Origin of the sequence: Actinomadura parmotrematis (genome assembly GCF_019458805.1) — a bacterium.
In the GTDB taxonomy this organism is placed as follows: Bacteria; Actinomycetota; Actinomycetes; order Streptosporangiales; family Streptosporangiaceae; genus Spirillospora; species Spirillospora parmotrematis.
The window spans coordinates 1-22,686 of record NZ_JAIBOA010000039.1 but is presented as its reverse complement, the minus strand read 5'-3'; the positions used below and the strand labels follow the sequence as shown (position 1 = coordinate 22,686).

The following is a 22,686-nucleotide window of genomic DNA, read 5'->3' as shown; positions in this document are numbered from 1 at the left end:
GGCGCGGGTGGCCGTGTGCGCGGGTGGCCGTGTGCGCGGGTGGCCGTGTGCGCGGGTGGACCGCGGGCGCGGACGGACCGCGGGCGCGGACGGACCGCGAGGGCGAACGGACCGCGAGGGCGGGCGGGAGGCGGGGGTGGGTGGGTCGTTGGAGTGGGCGGGGATGGGGGCGGGTGGGGCGGCGTCAGGGGGTGAGGATGACCTTGCCGGTGATGGTGCCCGATTCGGCCAGGCGCAGGGCGTCGGCCGCCTCGGCGAGGGGGAGGCGGGCGGCGATCTGCGGGGTGACGTGCCCCTCGGCCATCGCCTGGAGGACGGCGGCCAGATCGTGCCGCAGCCGGGCGCGGAAGCGACGCTTGGCGAGGCCGCGGCCGGCCCAGATGTTGTAGAAGCCCGCACGGCGCCGGTTGGGCAGCGCGTTCCACATCCAGGTCCGGGCCAGGATCTTGAGGACCGGCAGTTGCTTGGAACCGGTGTCGTCCCGCGTGGCGGCGCTCCCGTACGCGACCAGGGTGCCGCCGGGCGCGAGCAGCCGCCACGAGTCGAGCACGCTGGGCATGCCGAGGTGGTCGAAGACGGCGTCGACGCCGTCCGGGGCCAGCTCGCGCACGGCCGCGGGCACGTCGGCGCGGTAGTCGATCGGGACGGCCCCGAGGTCGCGCAGCCGGTCGTGATGGCGCGGCGAGGCGGTACCGATCACCCGGGCGCCGGCGAGGACGGCCAGTTGCACGAGGGTGGAGCCCACCCCGCCGTTGGCGCCGTGCACCAGGACCGTCTGCCCCGCCTGGACGCGAGCCCTGCGATGCAGCATCTGCCAGGCGGTGATGCCGTTGACGACGACGGTCTCGGCCTCGTCCGGCGCCACGCCGTCGGGCACCGGCACCACGTCGGCGGCCTCGACCAGCACGTGGCTGGCCCAGCCGCCCACCTTGGTCAGCACCGCCACCCGCCGTCCGGCAAGGCCGGCGTCCACACCGGTTCCGGCGGACCCGACGATCCCGACCAGGTCGTAGCCGGGCACGAACGGGAACGGCGGCTGGTCGTAGTAGCGGCCGCGGCGCATCTGCTGCTCGGCGAAGGACACGCCGGTCGCCTCCATCCTGATCACCACCTGGCCCGCGCCGGGCACCGGCACCGGCCCTGACCGCACCTGCAGGCCGTCCGGCTGCACGACGCCGGGAAGCACGATCTCGGTAAGGCGATCGGTCGCCATGGCACTCACCCTTCTCCGTTATTGATCCTTACTTTTGTTATACCTTCTAACTCCAGTATGATCAGCTCACCGCAGCGGTGTCAAGGGCGGCGGTGTCGAGAGAGGAGCCCACCGACGTGAGCGAGGCCGTCCGGAGCCCCCGGGAGCGCTACCGCCGGCAGGTGCGGGAGGAGATCAAGACCCTCGCCTGGGAACAGGTCGCCACCACCGGCGCGTCGGCCCTGTCGCTGAACGCCATCGCCAAGCGGATGGGCATGAGCGGCCCCGCTCTCTACCGTTACTTCGGCAGCCGCGACGAGCTGATCACCGAGCTCGTCCTCGACGCCTACCGCGATCTGTCGGGAACGTGCAGGACCGCCGCCGACGGTCCCACCGCGCCCGAGGCCAGGCTGAGCGCCGTCGCGACCGCCCTGCGCACGTGGGCGCTGGACGCGCCGCACCGCTACCTGCTGATCTTCGGCACGCCGGTACCCGGTTACGCCGGTCCGCCCGAAGCGACCGAGATCGCCGCCGAACTCATGTCCGTACTGCTCAACGCCTTCGCGGGTGAGGAGTCAGCGGGAGAAGCGGGCGCGAAGGCAAGCGCAGAGAAGAATGCCAAGGCGCCCCCGGAGGCGCCCCCGGAGACGGGCGCGGAGACGGACGCGGAGACGGGCGCGGAGACGGGCGCGAAGGCAGAGGCGAAGGCGGGCGCGCAGATTGGCGCAGCGAGTGACGGGGGCTCGGGCTGGGATGCCGCCCGCGCGCTGGAGAGCCACCTCGCCGGCCACCGCACCTGGGTGCCCGACAGCGGTGCTTCCGAGGCGGCACTCCGCCGCGCGCTCACCTTCTGGACGCGTCTCCACGGCGTCATCAGTCTGGAGGTCGCGGGTCACTTCACCGGCATGGGCTTCGACCCGGCGCTGCTCTACGCCGCCGAGACCGAGGCGGCCGTTCACCCCGCGCAGGCCACGCGAGACACCTGAGTCCTGCCGGTGGGACTGGACATTGGTCGGCGGTCGCGGCACTAGCCAGTGGCCGCAACACCGACCGGCGGGCGCAACACCGACCGGCGGACGCGGTACCGATCAGCGGTCGCGCTGCCGACCGGCGGTCGCGGTGCCGACCGGCGGGCGCGATACCGACCGGCGGACGCGGTACCGATCAGCGGTCGCGGCGCCGACCAGGGGGCGCAGCGCCCATCGACGATCGCGGTATCAATCAGCAGTCGCAGTGCCGACCAGTGGTCGCGGTGTTGGCCGGAAGGCGCGGCACCGACCGACGGGCGCAGTGTCGACCGACGAGCGTAGCGCTGGTCGGCGATGGCGGCGCCGAGCAGTGGGCGTAGTGCTGGGCGCGGAGGGTGCGGTGCTGATCAGCGGTTGTGGTGCTGGCTGGAGTGGTCGAGGTGCCGGATCGGAGGGAGGGAGGAGGCGCTGGTCAGTGTGGGTGGGGGGTGGGGTTCGGGGGGTCGGCGTCATGTTGCGGTGATGCGGGCGAGGCCGCGGGTGGGGGCTGGGGAGCGGGGGGTGCGGTTCTGCGGGCGGAGATCCGCTCGCCGGTCCAGAGCAGGAGGGCGCCCGAGGCCAGGGCGGCGCCCAGCGCGCAGACGCCGTGCCAGCCCGCGTGCGTCCACACCGCCGACGCCAGCGCCGAGCCCATCGCGCCGCCCGCGAAGTGCGAGGTCAGCAGGGCGGAGTTGAGGCGGTTCCGCACTTCCGGCCGCAGCGCGTAGACGACGTTCTGGTTGCTGATCAGGACCGCCTGCTGGGCGAGGTCCAGGACGAGGACGCCCACCACGAGCCAGGCGAGGACGTGCCCGCCCACGCCCAGGGGCAGCCACGAGACCGCCATCAGCACCGCGCCGACGCCGGTCGTCCACTGGACGAGCCCCCGGTCGGCGAAGCGTCCGGTGACCGTGGCCGCCAGCGAGCCCACCACGCCGACCAGGCCGAACAGTCCGATCCCCGCCTCCGACCAGGTGTAGGGCGGGCGGGCCAGCAGGAAGGTCAGGGACGTCCACAGGGTGGTGAAGGACGCGAACGACAGGGCCGCGGTCCCCGCGCGCCAGCGCAGCACCGGCTGCTCGCGGAACAGCGCCAGCGTCGAGCGGAGGAGGGCGGGGTAGCGGAGGCCGCCCTCGTTGCGCAGCGCGGGCAGGAAGATCCGCAGCAGGACCGCCAGGAGCGCCATCAGCGCCGCGTTCACCCAGTACACCGTCCGCCAGCCGCCGAGCTCGGCGAGGCCGCCGGAGGCGGTGCGGGCGAGCAGGATGCCGAGGAGCAGGCCCGTCATCACGGTCCCGACGACCTTGCCGCGCTCCTCGGGGGCCGCCAGCGTCGCCGCGAACGGGACGACGATCTGCGCGCCGACCGAGGCCAGCGCGGTGAGGGCGGTCCCGGCCAGCAGGACCGGCCCGCTCGGCGCGGCGGCCGACACCAGGAGGAACAGCGCGGTCGCCGCGTAGAGGGAGACGACCAGCCGCCGGCGTTCCAGCAGGTCGCCGAGCGGGACGAGCAGGAACAGCCCGCCGCCGTAGCCGATCTGGGCGACCGTCACGATGAGCGCGGCCTCGCCCGTTCCGAGGTGCAGTTCGCGGCCGATGAGGTCGAGAAGCGGCTGGGCGAAGTAGTTGCTCGCCACCGACAGGCCGGTGGCGACGGACATGAGCAGCAGCAGACCCCGGCCGAGACGGGAGGAACCGGTCATCACCCGCTCACCTTGCCGCCCGTACCCGGCGCCGTCCAATCGGCCGTTCCGGTGAGCCTTCCGCGGGGGCGGAGCGGGGCCGGTCCCGGCGCGGCGCGTCCCCGTCGAGGCCAGGGCCAGGGCCGAGGCTGGGAGGCCGCCGCCAGCACGACGGGGCGGCGCCCCCTCGCGGTGAGCGAGGGGGCGCCGCGTCCAGCGGTCTTCCGCGAGTTCACGCGAGGTCGGCCGTTTCGGCCGTTTCCGGGGCGGCGGCGCGGTCGCGGCGGAGGCGCAGCAGCGGCACCACGTTGAAGGCCAGCCCGACGACCGCGACGGCGGTCACCAGGTTGATGCCCGGGTGGAAGGCGGCGAAGTCCGAGCCGCCCGAGCCGCCCGCCACGAGGGCGGTGACGACGGCGAGGACCAGCGCCGTCCCGACCTGGCCGGACGACTGGACGAGGCCGGACGCGAGGCCCTGCTCGTCGTCGTCGATGCCGTCAGTCGCCTGCGCCATGATCGAGCTGAAGCCGAAGGCGAACCCGCCGCCGAGCAGGATCATCGTCGGCAGCACCGTGAACGCGTAGTGCGGCGCGTCCCCGGCGGTGGCGAGGAACCAGACGTAGCCGAGGCTGAGCGAGGTCATCGAGGCGATGATCGGCACCGCAGTGCCGTAGCGGTCGATGAGCCGGCCGGTGAACGGCGACCCGAAAGCGACGATCAGGCCGGCGGGCAGCAGCGCCATCGCCATCCGCAGCGGCGACCAGTGCAGCACGTCCTGCAGGTAGAGGGTCATCATGAACTGGAAGCTCAGGTAGGAGCCCATGAGCGCGACGAGGCTGAGGTTGGCGCGGACGACCGAGCCGACCCGCAGGATGCCGAGCCGGATCAGCGGGTGCCGCACCCGCCGCTCGGTGACGACGAACCCGGCGAGCAGCGCGACGGCGAGGACGATCGAGCCGAGCGTCAGCGGGTCGAGCCAGCCGCGGTCCGGCGCCGACACGACGGTGTAGACGGCGAGCAGCATGCCGCTGGTCAGGGTGGCGGCGCCGGCGAGGTCGTGGCCGCCCTCCTCGGCCCGCGCGTCCTTCGGGATCAGCCAGTAGCCGGCGACGAGCGCGGCGATGGCGAGCGGCACCGGGATGAGGAAGTTCCAGCGCCAGCCGAAGCTGGTGAGGAGCCCGCCGAGGATCAGCCCCGACGAGTAGCCGCTCGCCCCGAAGACCGAGAAGACCGAGAGCGCCCGGTTGCGGGCGGGGCCCTCCTGGAAGGTGGTGGTGAGGATGGACAGGGCGGTCGGCGCGGTGAACGCGGCGGCCAGTCCCTTGAGGAAGCGGGTGGCGATGAGCAGCGTGCCGTCGTCGACCAGGCCGCCGACCAGGGACGCCGCGGCGAACACCGCGAGGGCGGTCAGGAAGACGCGGCGGCGGCCGAGCAGGTCGGCGGTGCGGCCGCCGAGGAGCAGCAGCCCGCCGTAGCCGAGGACGTAGCCGTTGACGATCCACTGCAGGGACGTGGTGGACAGGCCGAGGTCGGTGCCGATGGACGGCAGGGCGACGCCGACCATCGACACGTCCAGCCCGTCCAGGAAGAGGACGGCGCAGAGCACCGCGAGGACTCCCCAAAGCCCGGGGGTCCAGCGCTGCTCGGCCGGCGCGTCGGCCGGCTCGCGGATGGCGGGGGAGGTCTCTGTGAGGGTCACGTCGGAGGACAGTACATGCACACGCATTCAATGCACAAGCATTAAATTCTGCAGAATTTAATTCGCGTGCATCCGATGCGCGCGCCTGGTACGATCCGCCGCATGGACACCGGTGAGGACCTGGTGGGTCGCTGGCGGTCGCTCGCGACCTGCTACAACGCGATCGCCTGCCACCTCGACCGCGCGCTCGGCGAGGCCCACGGCCTCACCATGAGCGAGTTCGAGACCCTCGACCGCCTCGTCTCCGCGGGCTGTGAGAAGCGCCGCATGCAGGAGCTCGCGGGCGACATGTACCTGAGCCAGAGCGCGCTGTCGCGCACCGTGGCCCGCCTGGAGAAGGCCGGCCTCGTCGAGCGCGGCATGTGCGAGTCCGACCGCCGCGGCGTCTTCGTCAACATCACCGCCGCCGGCCGCACCCGCCACGCCGAGGCCCACCGCACCCACCTCGCGGTCCTCGCCGGCCACCTCGCCGGCGCCCCGGAACCCGCGACCGCCTGACGCCGCCCGCCCTGCGGCGCGTTTTGCGGCATTGCCGGAAGTCGTCACTTAATACCGGTTTCTACTCGCTTTCTGCATGATTCATCCTTCTTGATCCGAAACGCACGGATTCACCGGCACGAGCGCCTTCCGCGCATCCCCGAACGCGCCTTCGCGTCCATGAAGATCGCAAGAACCTCGCACCAATCCCGCAGACCCGGCAAGATTTCCGAAATTCCCCACCCCGCCCGGCGAGAAGCGTGCAAGGAGTCCGGCCGGCGCCGTCGCGGGGAAGGACGGGAACGCGTCCCGCGAACGCCGATCACGATCTCCGCCCGAGGCCGCCGGGGCCCCGATCCGCCCGTTCCGGCAGGGACAGCGCAGGGTCGAAGGAGTACACTCGAAGTGCGAAGGGGCGGCGCCGGCACGCCGCGCAGGCCGGTCCCGCCCGCCCTTCGCCGCGCAGGGGAAATCCCCCGGCGGAGGGGAACTTCCGGCGGTGCCGCGCCGTCCAACCGGCACATCGGGCATTTGCGCGCCGGCAACGCCCACCATCGGCCGATCTTCACCCGGCCTTTACCCGACTCAGATCCGGTACGCTCGTCCGGCGATCGCCGCAGGGGCAATACACGAAGGTGGAAACAGCGCGCCGCGGGTACTGCGGCGTATCCGGGATGCTCGACCTCGGCAGCAAGGGAAGCGACGGCTCATGTATGACCTGATCATTGTCGGCGGGGGCATCATCGGGTGCAGTGTCGCGGAATGGTCGGGTGCGGGGTTCGCGCGGATCTGCGTCGTCGAGCAGGACCCGAACACGGTCACCGAGGGGACGTCGGCGGCCGCCGCCGGCGGCGTCACCCCCTTCCTCGGCGACCACTGGGCCGGGGGGCTCGGCGCGATGGCCGCCCGCAGCCGCGACCTGTACCGCGGCTGGGTGAAGCGGGTCGGCGCCAAGGCGGGCCGTCCCCTGCACGTCCGGCACACCGGCCTCCTCCAGCTGGCGATCGACGACGTCGAGACCGACCGGCTGCAGAACAAGGTGCTGCCCCACCTCGACGCCTGCGGCGTGGACGCGACGATGCTGACGGGCGACGAGGCGCGCCGCCGCGAGCCGCTGCTCGGCCCGGAGGTCCGCGCGGCCCTGGAGCAGCCCGCCGACCTGGCGGTCGAGCCGATGCGGATCATGGACGCGCTGCACCGCGCGCTGCGGGCCGACGACCGCGTGGAGATCGTCTACGCGCGGACGGCGGCCGTGGCGGCGGCGGGCGGCCGCGTCGAGGTCGTCCTCGCCGACGGCCGCACCCTGCACGGCGAGCGCGCCGTCGTCGCGGCCGGCCACCGCAGCGGCGGCCTGCTGGAGCGCCACGGCGTCCCCGCGCAGGTGTTCCAGGCCGTGAAGGGCCAGATCCTGGACATGCGGGTGCCGCGCGGCGGCGCCCCCCGCTACCTGTCCGACATGGTCACCCACGAGTCGGGCGACGAGCGGGTCGTGTTCGTCACCCCCTACCGCGGCGACCGGCTCGCCGCCGGGGCCACCTTCGAGCGGCACGAGACCGACCCGCGGCCCGTCCTCACCAAGGCCCGCGATCTGATCCTGCCCAACCTGCGCCGCGCCCTGCCCCGGGTCGCCGACTACGAGATCGTCGGGTCCCGCGCCGGGATGCGCCCGCGCACCCTCGACGACATCCCGCTCGTCGGCTTCGTCGACCCCGACCGGCGGATCCTCGCCGCGACCGGCCACAGCGGCCTCGGCCTCACCCTCGCGCCCCGCACCGCGCAGCTCGTCGCCGGGCTGCTGGAGGACCGGGCGCCGCTCGGCGCCGACGACCGCGCCGACCTCGCGCTCTGCGACCCGCAGCGGTTCGCGGCCGGCGCGTCGGCCTGACTCAGCCCGGCCCGGCGGCGCCGTCCCGCCGGGCGGCCGCGCCCGCGAGCATCGCGACGGTGTCGAGGGCGAGCTGGTCGCGGACCCGCGCGACCAGCGCGTCCCACTGGCGGGTGAGGCCGTGCACCCGGTCGACGGCGTCCCAGAGCGGGACGAGCTCCGGCCGGATCCGCGCCGCGGGCATCCAGTGGTGCAGCACGTGCCCGACGAGCGGGCCGACGTGCCGCAGCGTCCGGTCCGGCGGCGCGGAGCCGAGCCCGGCGCGCCCGAGGATCGTCTCGACGGTGCCGAGCAGCCAGTCGTGCAGCGCCAGGTCCTCCACCAGGTCCAGCAGGTCGGCGGCGCCGTGGCCGGGCACCGCGAGCCGCACCAGGCGGGTGCCGTCCCGCAGGACGGTGAAGCGGAAGAGCGGCTCGCCGTCCTCGACCGCCCACCGCCACGACCCGCGCGGCGCGCGGAGCGGCAGCCGCCCGTCGAGCAGCGGTGAGCCCTGCACCCGGTCCATCACCTGCTCGGCGATGGAGCCGAGCGCGATGCCGCGGGTGCCGCCCTCGGCCTCGGCGAAACCGGCCGCCGCGTCGCGCAGGTCCACCCGGCCGAGGCACTCCACCACGCCGGGGCGGCCGAGGTAGTGCGACCACGGCAGCCGGTACCCGGCCCGCGACCGGACGAGCGTGGCGGACGAGCACACCTGCAGGACCCGCCCACCGGTGATCGTCGCGCGGGACGTGACGGTGCCGACGCCCTGCACGCGCCGCCCCCGCGCCGACGGCACGGCGCAGTCGACCCCGGTGAGCGGCGCGGGCGAGACCGCGTAGGCGCGCGGCCGGCCGGCGTGGCGCACCTGCTCGCCGGGCACGAGGCGCAGCACGGCCGACGCCTCCTCCAGCGACACCTCGGTGGAGTGGCGGACGAAGCCGGTGCGGATCTCGCCGATGGCGAGGGCGCCCTCAGAGGTCGTCGGTGAAGACATGCGCGACCCTCCGCACGAGCTCGTCGGGGACGTCCACGCCCTCCCGGGACGCCTGCTCGGCGACCTGCGCGCGCACCACCGGGTCGACGGCGACCTGCCCGAGGATCAGCCGGACGGCCGCCTCGACGTCGGCGAACCGGGTCTCCAGCAGCGTCATCGTGCGGTAGGCGGTGAAGGGGTGGGCCCGCTCGGCGAGCCGGACCACCGGCGGCAGGTCGCCCCACTCGGCCGGGTAGGGGCCGTCCCAGCGCTCGGGGACGACGACCGCCCGGCCCTCGTCGCGGAGCACGCCGAGCCGCAGCAGCTGCCACACCGCCGACAGGAACGCGCACGACCAGAGCCGACCGCCGTCGGTCTCGCTCCACAGCTGCACGTCCAGGCAGATCGAGTGCAGGCGGACGTCGTTCTGGCGTGGCGGTTCCCAGCGGCGCGGCGCGGCCATGGCCTCGCTCGGCCGGTGCGGCCGCGCCATGCCCTCGCTGTTGGTGAGCCAGCCGGACGCGCGCGCGGGCGGGCGGGTGCCGTCGGTGCCCGGCGGCGGGTCGGGGGTGACGCGTTCCAGCACCAGCTCGGCGGGCGAGACGCCGCCGGCGTCCGCGCACGCCGACTCGCGGGCGAGGTAGTCGATGGTGAGGCCCGCGGCCGCGGCGGCCTCCACCAGCTCGGGGATCAGGTCGGCGGGCTTGCGGACCGCGCTGAAGTACTCGTCGACCATGAAGCAGGTGCTGACCCGCCGGGCGGCGTGCCGGGACCGCACGAACTCCGCCCAGGGCGCGATCCCGGCGAAGTAGCGGCGCAGCGCGTCGGGGCCGGCGAGCAGGTCCTCCATGTAGAGGTGGCCGAGTTCGAGCGACAGGTGCGACCGGGGGACCCGCTCCACCCGGATCCGGTCGGTGAGCGCCTTCGCGTCGAGCTCGGGCACCGTCACGGCCGGCTCCACGTCTCGCCCGACTCGATGTCCTCGGCCAGCCGCGAGAACGCCTCCACGGTGCCGGCGTTGGCGAGGTTGTCGTAGACGTCGGCGTCGGTGAGGATCTGCTCGCGCCACTGCAGCACCGGGTCCAGCGGGATGCTGGAGATCACGAAGCTGCGGCCGAGGCCGAGCTGGATCGCCCGGTCGTTGAGGTCGGAGTTCACCCGCCGCAGCCACGTCTGCTGGGTGGCCTGCAGGCCCCGCGCCGCCGCGTCGTCGGGGCTGATGACGGCGGTGCGCACGAACCGGATCGCCTCCAGCAGCGAGCCCTTCCGGTGGCCGTGCTCGGCGGCGAACTGCACGAGGCCGCTCTTGCCGTGGACGAGTCCCGCGGCTGCCGTGATGTGCTGCCGCGTCCAGCGGTGGAACACGAGCCAGCGCGCCTCCATCCGGCGCGCCAGCTCGGGGTCGGCGGTCGCGGTGAGGAGCATCTCGGCGGCGTGCGAGCGGCCCGCGCTGAGGTCGACGATGACGTGGTCGAACTCCTCGTCGAGCCGGACGAGGAGCTTGACGCACCGGTGCAGGACGTCGGTGTCCATGGTGAACTCGCCGCCGCCGAGGTCGCCGGGGAACAGCACGAGCCGGCCGGTCGCCGCGGGGCGCGCGCGCAGCGAGCGGCGGCTGCTCGCCGCCCACACGTCGACGCGCTCGGGCTCGGCGACGTCGCCCTGCAGGTACCGGTGCAGGCCGCCGCTCGCCACACCGTGGTCGATCCCGGCGATCCCGAAGATCGCGCCGGAGGTCGGGGAGCCGAAGTCGAAGTCCAGGTAGCAGGTGTCGTGGCCGCGCAGCGCCCGCCGGTAGGCGACGTTGCACGCCGTCACCGACCGGCCGGTGCCGCCCTTGTCGGACGTGGCGATGACGAGCATGTCAGCCGGCCCCCCGGTCGGCCCGGCGCCGCGCCACCTCGAGCTTGTCGAGCGCCTCCAGGGCGCTCATCGACAGCCCCATCGACGTGCCGGGCGACGCGCTGACGATCTCGCGGCAGCGGTTCAGCCGGCTGCGCACCCGGTCGAGCTCGGCGCGCAGGTCGCCGGTCACCCCGACGGGGGTGCCGAGCAGCTCCTGGTCGAAGCGGCGCTCGGCCTCGCCGAGCAGCTCCCGCGCCCGGCGCAGCAGGTCCGAGCTCGGCGCCACCACGGTGCCGATGTGGTTCGCGGCCGCCACCAGGCACTCCACGATGCGCTCGGTGTAGTACCAGGAGGGGCGGTCCTCGGTCCCGCCGAGCATCGGGTACACCTGGCCCGGGTCGTCCCAGAGGCCGCCGCCGAGCTTGGACTCCATGCGCCGCCCGTCGAGGTGGGCCCACACCTCGTCGGCGAAGGCGACGGCGTCGTCGCGGAGCTCCTGGTTCTGCACGAGGGAGGAGAGGCGGAGCGCGCACTTGTAGAGCAGCGCCGAGTAGTCCGACAGCTCCCAGGCGAGCAGCGGCCCGCCGAGGTCGTCGCTGCTCGGCAGCGGGATGAGGGTGCCGGGCCGGTGCAGGCCGACCGCGACGGCGTCGTCCTCGGCGCGCCGCGTGACGCGGCCGCGCTGCCCGGCCTCCCGCAGGACCCGCAGGACGCGGCCGAGGTCGTCGCGGGTCGGCGGGTCGTTCGCCGGGCGGTTCTCCAGCGCCGACAGCACGATCGAGCTGACCAGCAGGGTGAAGTGGTCGGAGACCCGGCGGTCGTTGGTCCGCCAGGGCTGGTCCTCCAGCGGCCACTTGCCCTCGCCGTAGGTCGCGATGACCGCCCAGTACCGCTGGGTGATCTCCCAGCGGAGCCGCAGCGCCGCCGCCAGCCGCTGCTGCTCCTCGTTCAGCAGGCTGAGCCGCGCGGTGCGGGTGGAGAACAGGTCGGCGATGCCGTCCAGGGCGTTGATGGTGAAGTAGAGGATGGGGGCGGCGTGCGCGACGCCCTTGCGCTGCGCGGTGAGGCTCGGGACGTTCTCGACCTCGGGGGCGTCCTGCGCGATGCCCCAGGTCCAGCCGACCTCGAACAGTCGGTTGCGGTTGTCGAGCTCCTCGGTGTCGCTGGTGAAGCCGGCGGTGACGTCGCGGAAGGAGGCGCGGACGTCGGTCAGCCGGTTGTACAGGTCGTCGGTGATGCGGCGCGGCGCGTCGCCGGTCTGGTTGAGCGTGCGGATCAGCGCGAGGCCCTCGGGCGACTCGGGCGAGAAGATGTTGACGACGAAGCCGCGGAGCAGGCCCACCATCGCGGCCGTCAGCCGCCGGCTGGCGAGCTCCTCCAGCAGCTCCAGCCGCTTCAGCGTCTCGGCGCTGCGGACGGCGGTCCGGTAGTCGCGGGCGAAGGCGATCGCGCTCAGCATCAGCGTGACGCTCATGGAGCACGAGTCGGTCATGTCCATCTGCTGCTGCGCCTCGGTGGGCTCGGTGCCCTCCGCCGCGCTCAGGAAGTAGCTGCCGCCCGAGAACACCGGGCCGTCCGCCCCGTCGTACTCCTGGATGTGGCGGATGAGGACCTCCACGAGCCGGCGGGGGATCTCGAACTCGTCGCCGAGGCCGCTGAGGGCGGCGCGGATGTCCTCCTGCGTCTCGTCCGGCCGGCTGAGGCGGAACACGGTGGTGAACGAGGCCGGGTAGAGGATGGACAGCAGCAGTTCCGCGTCGCTGATGGAATTGCGGACCAGCCGGCCGTCCCAGTTCCATTCCCCGACCGTGTCGCCCGGCGGGACGGCGTAGGCGACGATGGACCGCCAGATCTCCAGGATCTCCTCGCGCGGCTCGATCCTCATGCTCTCGACCCCGCCTTCCGTCCGCAGACAAGGATCATTCCGGTATATCCGGGGCGGACGGGATCGGGACCGGAATCGAGCCGGTGGACATCCGGTTCCTCGACGTCCGACAGCGCGGCGCGGACGTCGTCCGCGTCGACGGCGACCGCGGGGAATTCCTGCGATCCGACCTTCCAGCCGCGCGAGTTCTCCATGAATGCCGCGGCGAAGGGCGCGCCGGGTTTCAGTGCCCGGATGAAACGCCTCACGGCCGTCTCGAACTCCGCCGTGCTGCCCGATATGGACTCGGCGACGAAGAACAGCGTCCCGACGTCCCAGCGGGCCGCCGGCAGCCGGAACACCGATCCGACGTCCGGCCGGGCGCGCCGCCGCATCTCCTCGCGCGGCCGGGCCAGCGCCGCGTGGTCGGGCGCCTCGGCGAGGACCTTCCAGAACGGATCCCACGTCACGGCGTACTCCTGCGTCTCCTGACGCAGCCAGGTGACGTTCGTCATCGAGTAGTCCAGCAGCTCCAGCCGCCCGCAGAACGGCAGCATCGCCAGGGCCGGGTACAGGTTGGCGCCGGTGCCGACATCGACACCGTGCAGCCCGCGCCGCCCCCGCAGGGCCCCGCCGAAGAAGTCGCGCACCCGGGCGAGAAATTCAAGATCGTTGGAATGCGGAATGAGATAGTTCTTCTCGAGGTAGGTATCGGGGTTTAGTCTGTTCCATTCGAAGTCGCGGTTGAAACCTGCACCCCATGGCCGATTTCGGCCAGACTCCGTCGGCACGGACATCAAGCCTGACTCCTCTAATGAAGATGCCTGGAACATTGTAGGAAGATATATGTCATCGCGCATCTCCCGGAAGCGCGGAGGACCGGAGGCGAGATGACATCCCTGTCGATCCGCGAACTGGACGAGACCGATGATCTGCACGCGGCGTGCCGCCTGTTCGACGGCATCTGGAAGTTCGAGCCGGGCGGCGACCCCCTTTCCGTCGAGGCCCTCCTGACCCTCAACCGCTGCGGCAACTACGTCTACGGGGCCTTTCACGGGGAGCGCATGGTGGGCGCGTCCGTCGGGATCTTCGGCCCGCCGCGGAGCCTCGGCATGTGCTCCTACATCACCGGCGCCGCGACGGCCGGGGCCGGTATCGGCCTCGCCCTGAAGCGCCACCAGCGGCGCTGGGCGATCGAGCGGGGCGTCGACCACATCTTCTGGACCTTCGACCCGCTGATCCGCCGGAACGCCCACTTCAACCTGGTCAAGCTCGGCGCCGCCGCCGAGCGCTACCACGTCGACTACTACGGCAAGATGCCCGACACCATCAACGGCGACGACGAGTCCGACCGGCTGCTCGCCGTGTGGCGGCTGGAGAGCCCCGGCGCCGTCGGCGCCGCGGGCCGGCCCGCCGCCGTCCCGGCCCCCGCGGACGCCGGCCTCCTGCTGGAGGACCGCGCGGACCGTCCCGTGCTGCACGACTCCCCTGCCACCACCCTCCTGCTCCAGATCCCCCACGACATCGAGAAGCTGCGGATCACCGATCCCGGGCTCGCCCGGGAGTGGCGGGTCGCGGTCCGCCACGCCCTCGGCCCCCTGCTGGCGGACGGGGGCGCGATCATCGGCTTCCACGACAGGATGAGCTACGTCGTCCGGAAAAAAGAGTGACCCATGCCGCAACCTCCTCGGGCACGGTCGGTGCTCACCACCAGCATGGTCGCCCGGCGGGTCAGCTTCGCGCTGCTGACCGGGGCCTTCACCCTCGGGATCAGCGCCCTGGCCCAGGGCGAACCGTTCTCCATCACCGCGATCACGCTGTCGGTGCTGCTCGGCGGCGTCACCCTGCTGACGCAGGTGCTCATCGACTTCGAGAAGGCGCTCGCCGGCGTCGACCAGGCGTTCGAGGACCGCTTCTCGCGCGCCTCGGAGTCGGCGCGGCTGCTCGACGCGGTCGGCGCGTCCGCCGTGGACGGACCGCTCGTCACCGAGCTGCTGGAGCGCGCCGCGCGGCTCGGGCCGGCGGTGCCGCCCCTGCTCAAGGACGTCGGCGAGACCGAGATCGTGCGCGCCTCGCGCTTCCTCGGCCAGCTCGTCACCGGCGAGGCCGTCTACGAGGACGGCGAGGACCGCGACTGGCTGCTGTCGCTGACCCGCAACGCCCGGCTGTCGATCGACGCGACGAGCACCACGACCGTGGACGGCCGCGGACCGAGCTTCGCCGAGGGCTTCTGGTCCAGCGACCTCGGCAACCGCTACCTGCAGGCGCAGAGCAACGCCGTCGTCCGCCGCAACGTCGAGATCCGGCGGCTCTTCATCGTCACCGACCCCGAGGAGTTCAACGGGCGGCTGTTCGCCTCCATCGCCGAGTCGCAGGAGAAGGCCGGCATCAAGATCCTCTCGCTGCCGCGCGAGCGGGTGCCGTCGACGCTGCGGCCGTCCCTGATCGACTTCATCCTGTTCGACCAGGTGCTCAGCTACGAGGTGATCCCCGCCCCGTCCTCGTCCCCGGCCCCCGAGTTCCTCAACACCCGGCTCATCCAGCGCCCCGAGCACGTCGCCGAGCGGCGCGCCTGCTTCGAGACCCTCTGGAACCTCGCCCTCGACCTCCGCAACGGCTGACCGTCCCACCGCGGGGGAACTCCTTCGGGCCGCATCGCCGCAGCTCAGGAGTGTTGCGACTGTCCCACGGTGTCCCAGCGCCCTCGTCCTCGCGGCTCCGTCCGGCTGTCATGGAGGCACGCCAGGGACGAACCCGGGCGGCACCGGAAAAGGGAGCTCACCGAGATGCAGTCGCGTATGCAGAACCCCGCCGTCGTCCTCCCGGACGCGATGCGGCCGATCCAGGAGATCTTCAAGGCCGCGCAGGGAGGCGGCGTCGAGGGGCAGATCCTGGAGCTCGTGCACCTGCGGGTCAGCCAGATCAACGGGTGCAGCGCCTGCGTGGACGGGGGCGTCAAGACGTCCCGCAAGGCGGGGGTGTCCGACGAGCGGCTCGCCACCGTCGCCGCCTGGCGCGAGGCCCCCTACTTCTCCGACGAGGAGCGCGCGGCGCTGTCGCTGGCCGAGGCCGCGACGCGCCTCGCCGACCGCCCCGACGCGGTGAGCGACGAGGTGTGGGACACCGCCGCCACCTACTTCGACGAGAAGCAGCTCGCCGCGATCGTCCTGACGATCGGCGTCACCAACATGTTCAACCGCCTCAACGCCGCCACCCGCCAGATCGCCGGCGCCTGGGGCTAGAGTCCCGCCGACCCGTCCATCACCCGCCGCACACCTGCCGAACGAGGAGACCACCATGAGCGAGACCACCGCGAAGTTCGACGGCTTCAGCGACGACGAGCGCGCCGCGATGAAGGAGCACGCCGCGGAGCTGAAGAGGACCGCGCGCCGCGCGCCCGCCAAGGCGAAGGCGGACGGCGAGGCCGACGTCCTCGCCAAGATCGCCGCGATGGAGCCGGCCGACCGCGCGCTCGCCGAGGAGGTGCACCGGATCGTCCGGGCCGCCGCGCCGGACCTCGCGCCGCGCACCTGGTACGGGATGCCCGCCTACGCCAAGGACGGCAAGGTGCTCGTCTTCTTCAAGAACTCGCAGAAGTTCAAGGCGCGCTACTCCACCCTCGGCTTCAACGATGTGGCGTCCCTCGACGACGGCGACATGTGGCCGACCGAGTTCGCGGTGACGAAGCTGACCCCCGAGGTCGAGGCCCGCATCGGCGACCTCGTGAAGCGGGCGGCGGGCTGAGCGGCGGCCCGCGCCCCGGGCGGACGTCGCCCGGGGCGGCGGGCTCAGGTGCCGTTGCCGATCCGGTAGCGGCCGAGGAGCGTCTGCAGGAGCTCGCCCGCGATCTCGTCCGCGGTCGCGTCGACCCAGCCGACGACCCAGTCGTGCATGAGGCCGTTGACGCTGCCGATGAAGGCCGCCGCGGCGATCCGGTAGTCGCCGGGCGGCGCCTCGCCGCGCTCGATGGCCTCGTCGAGGACCCGGGTGAGGAAGTCGATCCAGACGGCGCGGCGGTCCAGGCGCTGGCGGTCCATGCGGGGGCTCACCCCGATGACCTCGACGTAGGCGATGCGCGCGTGGCGCGGGTCGGAGGCGGCGCCCTTGAGGTAGGCGCGCAGCAGCCGGGTGATGCGCTCGACCATCGGCTTGTCCCGGACCTGCGGGAGGACGTCCAGGACGGCCTGCTGGGCGACGTCGTTCACGTACAGGTGCAGCTCGGCGAGGACGTCCTCGATCGTGCCGAACTCCTCGTAGAACTGGCGGGTGGACAGCCCCGCCGCCTTGCAGATGTCGACGACCCTGGTGGCGCGGTAGCCGGGGCCCGCGCCGAACAGGTCCAGGGCCGCTTCCAGGAAGCGCCGGTGGCGTTCGGCGTGGCGCTCGCCCGCCGACCTGCCCTTGTACCGGCCGGCCCCCGCCGCGCCCCTGTCGGCCACCGCCGCCCCCTTTCGCCCGCTGGGCCGATTGTCGCGCATCGGGTCTTGTGGCGGCCGTCACGCGTGCCTACCATCCAGTAGCCAAGGTTGAAAACAGAAGTTTTCAGCCGGTGCGGCGGCGCGACGCCCCTGCCCTCCCACCCCCAGGAGACGCCATGCCCCAGCCCGGGCACCCTCTCGCCCTCACCCGCCGGAACGCCCTGGCCATGGCCGGCGGGACCCTCGCCGCCGGCGCGCTGGTCGGCGCGGCGCCGCGCGCCGCCTCCGCCGCCCCGGACACCTCCGCCGACGCCATCGTCGTCGGCGCCGGCCTCGCCGGGCTCGTCGCGACCGCCGAGCTGGCCGCGGCCGGCCGGCGCGTCCTGCTCGTGGACCAGGAGAACGAGGCCAACCTGGGCGGCCAGGCGTTCTGGTCGTTCGGCGGCCTCTTCCTGATCGGCTCCGACGAGCAGCGCCTCATGGGCGTCAAGGACACCAGGGACCTCGCCTGGCAGGACTGGCTCGGCGCCGCCGGCTTCGACCGCGGCGTCGCCGACCCCGCCGGCGAGGACCACTGGGCCTGCAAGTGGGCCGAGGCCTACGTCGACTTCGCCGCCGGCGAGAAGCGCTCCTGGCTCTACGGCCTCGGCCTGCGCTGGTTCCCGTTCGTCGGCTGGGCCGAGCGCGGCGGCGGCCTCGCCGACGGGCACGGCAACTCGGTGCCGCGCTTCCACGTCACCTGGGGCACCGGCCCCGCCGTCGTCGAGCCGTTCGAGAAGAAGGTCCGCGCCGCGATCGCCAAGGGCCTCGTCGCCTACCGCACCCGCCACCGCGTCGACGAGCTGGTCCGCACCAACGGCGCCGTCACCGGCGTGCGCGGCGCGGTCCTGGAGCCCAGCGCCGCCGCGCGCGGCGTCCGCAGCTCCCGCACCGCCGTCGGTCAGTTCGAGCTGACGGCCCCCGTCGTGATCGTGACGTCCGGCGGCATCGGCGGCGACCACGACCTCGTCCGGCAGAACTGGCCCGCCCGCCTCGGCACCCCGCCCGCCCGGATGATCACCGGGGTGCCCGAGTACGTCGACGGCCGCATGCTCGGCATCACCGCCGCCGCCGGCGGCCGCCTCGTCAACCGCGACCGGATGTGGCACTACACCGAGGGCGTCCGGAACCACGACCCGATCTGGAAGGACCACGGCATCCGCATCCTGCCCGGCCCGTCCTCGCTGTGGCTGGACGCCGAGGGCAGGCGGCTCCCCGTCCCGGGCCTGCCCGGCTACGACACCCTCGGCACGCTGAATCTCATCATGGACAGCGGCCACGACCACTCGTGGTTCGTCACCACGCAGAAGATCCTGGCCAAGGAGTTCGCCCTCTCGGGCTCGGAGCAGAACCCCGACCTCACCAACAAGGACATCCCGCTGACGCTCTCGCGGGCCTGGCAGAGCCCCGAGCCCGTCGAGCGGTTCAAGAAGAAGGGCGTCGACTTCATCGTCGCCGACACCCTGCCCGAACTCGTCACCGGCATGAACCAGCTCACCGGCGCGAACCTCATCAACTACGCCGACCTGAAGCGCCGCATCGACGCCCGCGACCGCGAGACCGACAACGGCTACACCAAGGACCTGCAGGTCATGGGCATCAGCAACGCCCTGAACTACCCCGGCGACAGGATCAGCCGCACCGCCGGCCTGCACAAGATCCTCGACCCGTCCGCCCGGCCGCTCGTCGCCGTCCGCCTCAACATCCTCACCCGCAAGACCCTCGGCGGCCTGCAGACCGACCTGTCCGGCCGCGTCCTGGACGCCGCCGGCACCCCGGTCCCGGGCCTGTACGCCGCCGGCGAGGTCGCCGGCTTCGGCGGCGGCGGCGTCCACGGCTACCGCGCCCTGGAGGGCACCTTCCTCGGCAACTGCCTCTTCTCCGGCCGCCAGACCGGCCGCGCCGCCGCGGCCGCCACCGCCTGACCCCACCGAACCCCAGAGGCCCCGCCCGAGAGGACCGGACGGGGCCTCTGGCCTTCGCCCGCCCCGGGCCCACCCTCTACTGCCGCGCGAAAGAGAATCTCGATCTTGAGTCGCCTATCGGAATCGAACCGACGACCTCTTCATTGCGAGCCCCACGAACAAGATCCATATCTGTCCAGACCTGCCCGTTGACCCGCTGGGCAGCCTTCTCGGTCGCCGCTCGTTCCCACCTTTGTCCAGCCCGTCCGGGCTCGCCGTTAGCGATCGCGTTGGCAAGCGTGAGCCCTCCGCGCCGACCGGACCGGGACCCCGGGGGTCGCGAAGCCCCCTCCTGGGGCACAATAAGTCACAATCAGGACAATGATTCATGATGGGCTCAACAGCCCCCGAATACCATCCAGGCCATCGGCAAGGACAAGATCGAAAAGGTAGGCGGCATCCCAGTCGTACCGCCTCCATGCACCAGCATGATTATTCGCATGCGCACTGCCGCCCTGGCTGGCAATAATAGTCGGCATGTGGTCTTATCCGGCTTGCGTCGCATCAGGCATCGTCCTGGCCGCAATCACCCAGTGGGTTTGGCTTCGGGCCTCCCATGCACGAAGAGCACTAAATAGGACATTGAGGCAGAGGTCGGTCCCTCAGGAGTTGCTACGCGAACTGGCGGATGCGCGAACGTGCTACAACGCGCGGGCGTACACGGCCACAGTTGTCATGGTGCGCCGCACCCTCGAAGCATTCTGTGCAATTGAAGGCTACGATGACCAACCTCTATACACGTCACTCAGGGCGCTGGAAGAGGATGGCCGCCTGAGTCCGATGTTTTGCAAGTGGGCACACAGCTTGCGAGTTCTCGGAAATGAAGGCGCCCACTTTACCGGAAAACCTGTGAAACGAGCTGACGCCTCGGCCGCCCTCGAGCTGGCGCGAGCGCTGCTGGAATATCGATATGTACTAGAGGCCCAATACGAGAAATTCGCACAACGCAGGCTGGAGGACGGGATGACGGCCTGATATTGTCCGCGCTTCGAGGACTCGACTCGGGCTGGGCGGACGGACGACACGACCGGACGGAACAGGCTGCACGCCTGGCGTGCCGGGACGGCCATCGGCGGCGCGAAGCGGCGCGCTGAAGACGCAGAGAAAGTTCTCATTCGAGTTGGGGCTGCCGAATCGAGCTGCGGGTTCTAACCGACTTGCTCGTTGGCTTGGTGGCGTTGGCGCCAGGCGGTGCAGCGTTGGACGTAGGTGGAGAGGTGCTGGGTCTCGAAAGCTTCCAGGATGCGCCATTCCTCTGGAGTGAGGCCGGTGAGGAAGTAGCCGGGGGCCAGGCTGGGGTAGACGCGGCCGGGGAGGGTGGCGACGCGCCGGCCTTCGGCGGCTGCGGGTTCATGGTCGGGGGCGCGGTCGAATAGGGCCTCCGGGTCCACCGGCAGTCGGTGCTGTCGGCTTCCGGCGTACCCATCGAGGAAATCGCCCGGCTGGCCGGGCACAAGAGTACAGAGGTCACTGAAACGATCTATTGGCACCAGATTAGGCCAGCGCTACTGGCTGGCGCTGAAGCGATGAACGAGGTGTTTCCAGACAGGGGCTCTTCCGTCTAGCTGACTAGCGTGTACGTAAGCCACTTGGCCCCATCGGGTGAAGGCTCACGTTACGCTACCTCCTAGGAGAGGCTGCACTAGGACCTCAAGAACAAGTTCATAAGGGTAAATTCAGCAGACGACCATGAGCGAATACAGAGAATATGAGAACGGCGTAGCCGACGTACTTTCTTTCATCTTTGGCGAACACGCAAAAGTAGAGCGCAACGTAATGCTACCAACCCGAAGCGGTTCCCGGCGTCGGCAAATCGACGTCTTTGCGCACATAAGTCTTTTTGGCGTCATGCCCCTGAAGATGATCGTTGACTGTAAGCATCATAAGTCCAAGACGGATGTGAAGGTCGTAGATAATTTTATCGGCCTCGTCGATGACGTAGGAGCCGACGTAGGCATACTAATGACGTCATCAGGCGGAGGCGCAGGCGCGCTAGGAAGGGCCGCCGACAGCCGGGGAATAGAGGTTGCAACTCTCACAATCGATGAACTGCGATCCTGGTCACCTATGGGCACGATGGACTGGGAGATTCGCATCGATCCGAGCCATGTAGAGAACGCGACCAAGAAACTTAGACACGCAGGCTTTCGCGTGAGTGCCAAAGAGGAGCGTGACACTAGGAAGATAATTCTTCACCTTCTACGCCACGACGGGACTCCAAACCCGTCAGGGGAGGTTCAGGCTGATTACCGGGCCAAGATTGATAAGACTCTTGCCAAGATAAATGTGACCTATGAGTCCGTCTCGAACGGCATCACCATAGGTGGCGGAACTCCAGCCCATAGGCCACTTGAAGTCACTATGGGCGGGTTGCCGATTGGCCTGAAGGTGATCGCCGCTACCGAGGCTGAGGCCGCAAGCCAGCTTGACTCGTTGACGAGCATGGGGCTCCCGCGCGAGGCTCTCGACGTCATCCGGCCTGAGGGATGGCCTCTGCCTGGACTCTTTGGCTTGCCCGGCCTCCCGCTGGAGTGGCTGAAGGGTGGCGCTGCGCACTAGCAGCGGACGTCCACACACGTCATCGATCGAGACGGAGTCCTCGCATCCCGATCGGGCACAGTCAAGCAGTTTGCCAGGCAGTCACGCAGGAGGCCCCTTGCGATGATCGCAAGGGGCCTCTGAGGTGGAGCCGCCTATCGGAATCGAACCGATGACCTATTCATTACGAGTCAAGCGAGGAGTGTCCGGGATCGTCCGCGGCTCTCCCCTGCCCTGCTGTTGAGCCTTTGCGACGTCCGCCCTGATCCACGGTTGTCCAGGGCTGTTGTTAGCATCGGTGTTAGCAGCCGCTGTTCACCTCGCCGGGCACACTCGGCCCGGAGCGCTCGTCCGCGCGAACGGCGGGATGCTGCAACGGACGGATTCGCGCGGGCGGGCGTTCCGGCCCGCGGGGGCTGGGGGTCGCGAGTCCCCCGCTTCGAGCTTGAGTGACGGGCCTATGATCCTCTTGGCGGGGTCGGCGCTCACTTGGCCTTCCTCGCTACTCCAGTGTTCGCTTTCGTTCTGCACAGTGATCAGCCCAGTAGTCGAGGCCGATCGCCCGGTATCCAGTCTCCGCTTGGTCATACCTACCGACCGCTGTCACGACATCCCCCTGACGTTCAGCAAGCCGAGCCAGACCAAGCCAGACATTGGCCTGGCCGAGCCGGTCCCCGATCTGCTGGTAGAGGTGGGTGGCCTGGGCGTAGAGGTCTTCGGCCCGGTCGTAGTCGTCCCGCATCCGGGCGATGTCGCCGCGCCCCTTGAGGGTGTTGGCCTGGCCGAGCCGGTTCCCGATCTGCTGGTAGAGGTGGGTGGCCTGGGCGTAGAGGTCTTCGGCCCGGTCGTAGTCGTCCCGCATCCGGGCGATGTCGCCGCGCCCGTCGAGGGTGTTGGCCTGGCCGAGCCGGTTCCCGATCTGCTGGTAGAGGTGGGTGGCCTGGGCGTAGAGGTCTTCGGCCCGGTCGTAGTCGTCCCGCATCCGGGCGATGTCGCCGCGCCCCTTGAGGATGTGGGCCTGGCCGAGCCGGTCCCCGATCTGCTGGTAGAGGTCGGTGGCCTGGGCGTAGAGGTCTTCGGCCCGGTCGTAGTCGTCCCGCATCCGGGCGATGTCGCCGCGCCCCT

General features: G+C 71.3%; 21 protein-coding genes. 10 read left to right on the top strand and 11 right to left on the bottom strand.

The genetic code is table 11. From position 1 onward, the window contains the following. Positions 1 to 184 precede the first annotated feature (184 nt). Positions 185 to 1,213 (bottom strand): medium chain dehydrogenase/reductase family protein, encoded by a 1,029-nt coding sequence (locus K1Y72_RS35420; protein WP_258574593.1) that lies wholly within the window; start codon positions 1,211 to 1,213, stop codon positions 185 to 187. 116 nt (positions 1,214 to 1,329) lie between these two features. Between K1Y72_RS35420 and K1Y72_RS35415 the strand changes: the two genes are divergently transcribed. Next, entirely contained in the window at positions 1,330 to 2,178 is an 849-nt protein-coding gene (locus K1Y72_RS35415) for a TetR/AcrR family transcriptional regulator (RefSeq protein ID WP_220170924.1), read from the top strand. Between the two features lie 454 nt (positions 2,179 to 2,632). On the opposite strand, the gene K1Y72_RS35410 is transcribed toward K1Y72_RS35415, so the two are convergent. Both K1Y72_RS35410 and K1Y72_RS35405 read right to left on the bottom strand, forming a co-directional pair. Next, on the bottom strand, positions 2,633 to 3,901 hold the full coding sequence (locus K1Y72_RS35410; protein ID WP_220170923.1) for an MFS transporter: 1,269 nt from the start codon (positions 3,899 to 3,901) through the stop codon (positions 2,633 to 2,635). A gap of 211 nt (positions 3,902 to 4,112) precedes the next feature. After that, complete coding sequence (locus K1Y72_RS35405; protein ID WP_220170922.1) at positions 4,113 to 5,579, bottom strand: MFS transporter; 1,467 nt, start codon at positions 5,577 to 5,579, stop codon at positions 4,113 to 4,115. A 102-nt stretch (positions 5,580 to 5,681) separates the two neighbouring features. Between K1Y72_RS35405 and K1Y72_RS35400 the strand changes: the two genes are divergently transcribed. Both K1Y72_RS35400 and K1Y72_RS35395 read left to right on the top strand, forming a co-directional pair. Then, positions 5,682 to 6,077, top strand: coding sequence for a MarR family winged helix-turn-helix transcriptional regulator (locus K1Y72_RS35400; protein WP_220170921.1), 396 nt, complete (start codon positions 5,682 to 5,684; stop codon positions 6,075 to 6,077). A gap of 688 nt (positions 6,078 to 6,765) precedes the next feature. Continuing rightward, positions 6,766 to 7,941 (top strand): NAD(P)/FAD-dependent oxidoreductase, encoded by a 1,176-nt coding sequence (locus K1Y72_RS35395; protein WP_220170920.1) that lies wholly within the window; start codon positions 6,766 to 6,768, stop codon positions 7,939 to 7,941. Between the two features lies 1 nt (position 7,942). Here K1Y72_RS35395 and K1Y72_RS35390 read toward each other — a convergent pair whose 3' ends face one another. From K1Y72_RS35390 to K1Y72_RS35370, 5 genes are read right to left on the bottom strand one after another with little or no spacing between them, the layout of a single operon-like run. Next, entirely contained in the window at positions 7,943 to 8,914 is a 972-nt protein-coding gene (locus tag K1Y72_RS35390) for an SCO2521 family protein (RefSeq protein ID WP_220170919.1), read from the bottom strand. Next, a complete protein-coding gene (locus tag K1Y72_RS35385; RefSeq protein ID WP_220170918.1) occupies positions 8,892 to 9,842 on the bottom strand; it encodes an SCO2522 family protein in 951 nt (316 codons plus the stop codon). The genes K1Y72_RS35390 and K1Y72_RS35385 overlap by 23 nt, the downstream gene beginning before the upstream one ends. Next, on the bottom strand, positions 9,839 to 10,756 hold the full coding sequence (locus K1Y72_RS35380) for an SCO2523 family variant P-loop protein (protein WP_220170917.1): 918 nt from the start codon (positions 10,754 to 10,756) through the stop codon (positions 9,839 to 9,841). The genes K1Y72_RS35385 and K1Y72_RS35380 overlap by 4 nt, the downstream gene beginning before the upstream one ends. Before the next feature lies 1 nt (position 10,757). Then, positions 10,758 to 12,623 carry an SCO2524 family protein gene (locus K1Y72_RS35375; RefSeq protein WP_220170916.1) on the bottom strand — a complete coding sequence of 622 codons (1,866 nt, stop codon included), beginning with the start codon at positions 12,621 to 12,623 and terminating at the stop codon, positions 10,758 to 10,760. After that, positions 12,620 to 13,399 (bottom strand): SCO2525 family SAM-dependent methyltransferase, encoded by a 780-nt coding sequence (locus tag K1Y72_RS35370; RefSeq protein ID WP_220170915.1) that lies wholly within the window; start codon positions 13,397 to 13,399, stop codon positions 12,620 to 12,622. Before K1Y72_RS35370 ends, K1Y72_RS35375 begins: the two co-directional genes overlap by 4 nt. Before the next feature lie 93 nt (positions 13,400 to 13,492). Between K1Y72_RS35370 and K1Y72_RS35365 the strand changes: the two genes are divergently transcribed. From K1Y72_RS35365 to K1Y72_RS35350, 4 genes are all read left to right on the top strand, one after another. Then, positions 13,493 to 14,272, top strand: coding sequence for a GNAT family N-acetyltransferase (locus K1Y72_RS35365; RefSeq protein ID WP_220170914.1), 780 nt, complete (start codon positions 13,493 to 13,495; stop codon positions 14,270 to 14,272). Between the two features lie 3 nt (positions 14,273 to 14,275). After that, positions 14,276 to 15,223, top strand: a complete 948-nt coding sequence (locus tag K1Y72_RS35360) for a DUF6879 family protein (RefSeq protein ID WP_220170913.1) — start codon at positions 14,276 to 14,278, stop codon at positions 15,221 to 15,223. A gap of 165 nt (positions 15,224 to 15,388) precedes the next feature. After that, positions 15,389 to 15,844, top strand: coding sequence for a carboxymuconolactone decarboxylase family protein (locus K1Y72_RS35355; protein WP_220170912.1), 456 nt, complete (start codon positions 15,389 to 15,391; stop codon positions 15,842 to 15,844). Positions 15,845 to 15,899: 55 nt separating this feature from the next. Beyond that, complete coding sequence (locus K1Y72_RS35350; protein ID WP_220170911.1) at positions 15,900 to 16,346, top strand: iron chaperone; 447 nt, start codon at positions 15,900 to 15,902, stop codon at positions 16,344 to 16,346. A gap of 44 nt (positions 16,347 to 16,390) precedes the next feature. Here K1Y72_RS35350 and K1Y72_RS35345 read toward each other — a convergent pair whose 3' ends face one another. Further along, the gene (locus tag K1Y72_RS35345) at positions 16,391 to 17,041 is read right to left on the bottom strand and encodes a TetR/AcrR family transcriptional regulator (RefSeq protein ID WP_308287385.1); all 651 of its coding nucleotides are present in this window, start codon (positions 17,039 to 17,041) and stop codon (positions 16,391 to 16,393) included. A 155-nt stretch (positions 17,042 to 17,196) separates the two neighbouring features. Between K1Y72_RS35345 and K1Y72_RS35340 the strand changes: the two genes are divergently transcribed. Together K1Y72_RS35340 and K1Y72_RS35335 are read left to right on the top strand one after the other, a co-directional pair. Continuing rightward, entirely contained in the window at positions 17,197 to 18,984 is a 1,788-nt protein-coding gene (locus tag K1Y72_RS35340; protein ID WP_258574591.1) for an FAD-binding dehydrogenase, read from the top strand. 516 nt (positions 18,985 to 19,500) lie between these two features. After that, a complete protein-coding gene (locus tag K1Y72_RS35335) occupies positions 19,501 to 19,998 on the top strand; it encodes a DUF4145 domain-containing protein (protein WP_258574590.1) in 498 nt (165 codons plus the stop codon). 173 nt (positions 19,999 to 20,171) lie between these two features. On the opposite strand, the gene K1Y72_RS35330 is transcribed toward K1Y72_RS35335, so the two are convergent. Further along, complete coding sequence (locus K1Y72_RS35330) at positions 20,172 to 20,414, bottom strand: hypothetical protein (protein WP_220170908.1); 243 nt, start codon at positions 20,412 to 20,414, stop codon at positions 20,172 to 20,174. A gap of 298 nt (positions 20,415 to 20,712) precedes the next feature. Between K1Y72_RS35330 and K1Y72_RS35325 the strand changes: the two genes are divergently transcribed. Beyond that, complete coding sequence (locus K1Y72_RS35325) at positions 20,713 to 21,582, top strand: restriction endonuclease (protein WP_220170907.1); 870 nt, start codon at positions 20,713 to 20,715, stop codon at positions 21,580 to 21,582. A gap of 481 nt (positions 21,583 to 22,063) precedes the next feature. Here the strand turns inward: K1Y72_RS35325 and K1Y72_RS35320 are convergent. Continuing rightward, the coding region (locus K1Y72_RS35320; protein ID WP_220170906.1) for a tetratricopeptide repeat protein at positions 22,064 to 22,686 on the bottom strand (623 nt) is incomplete at its 5' end.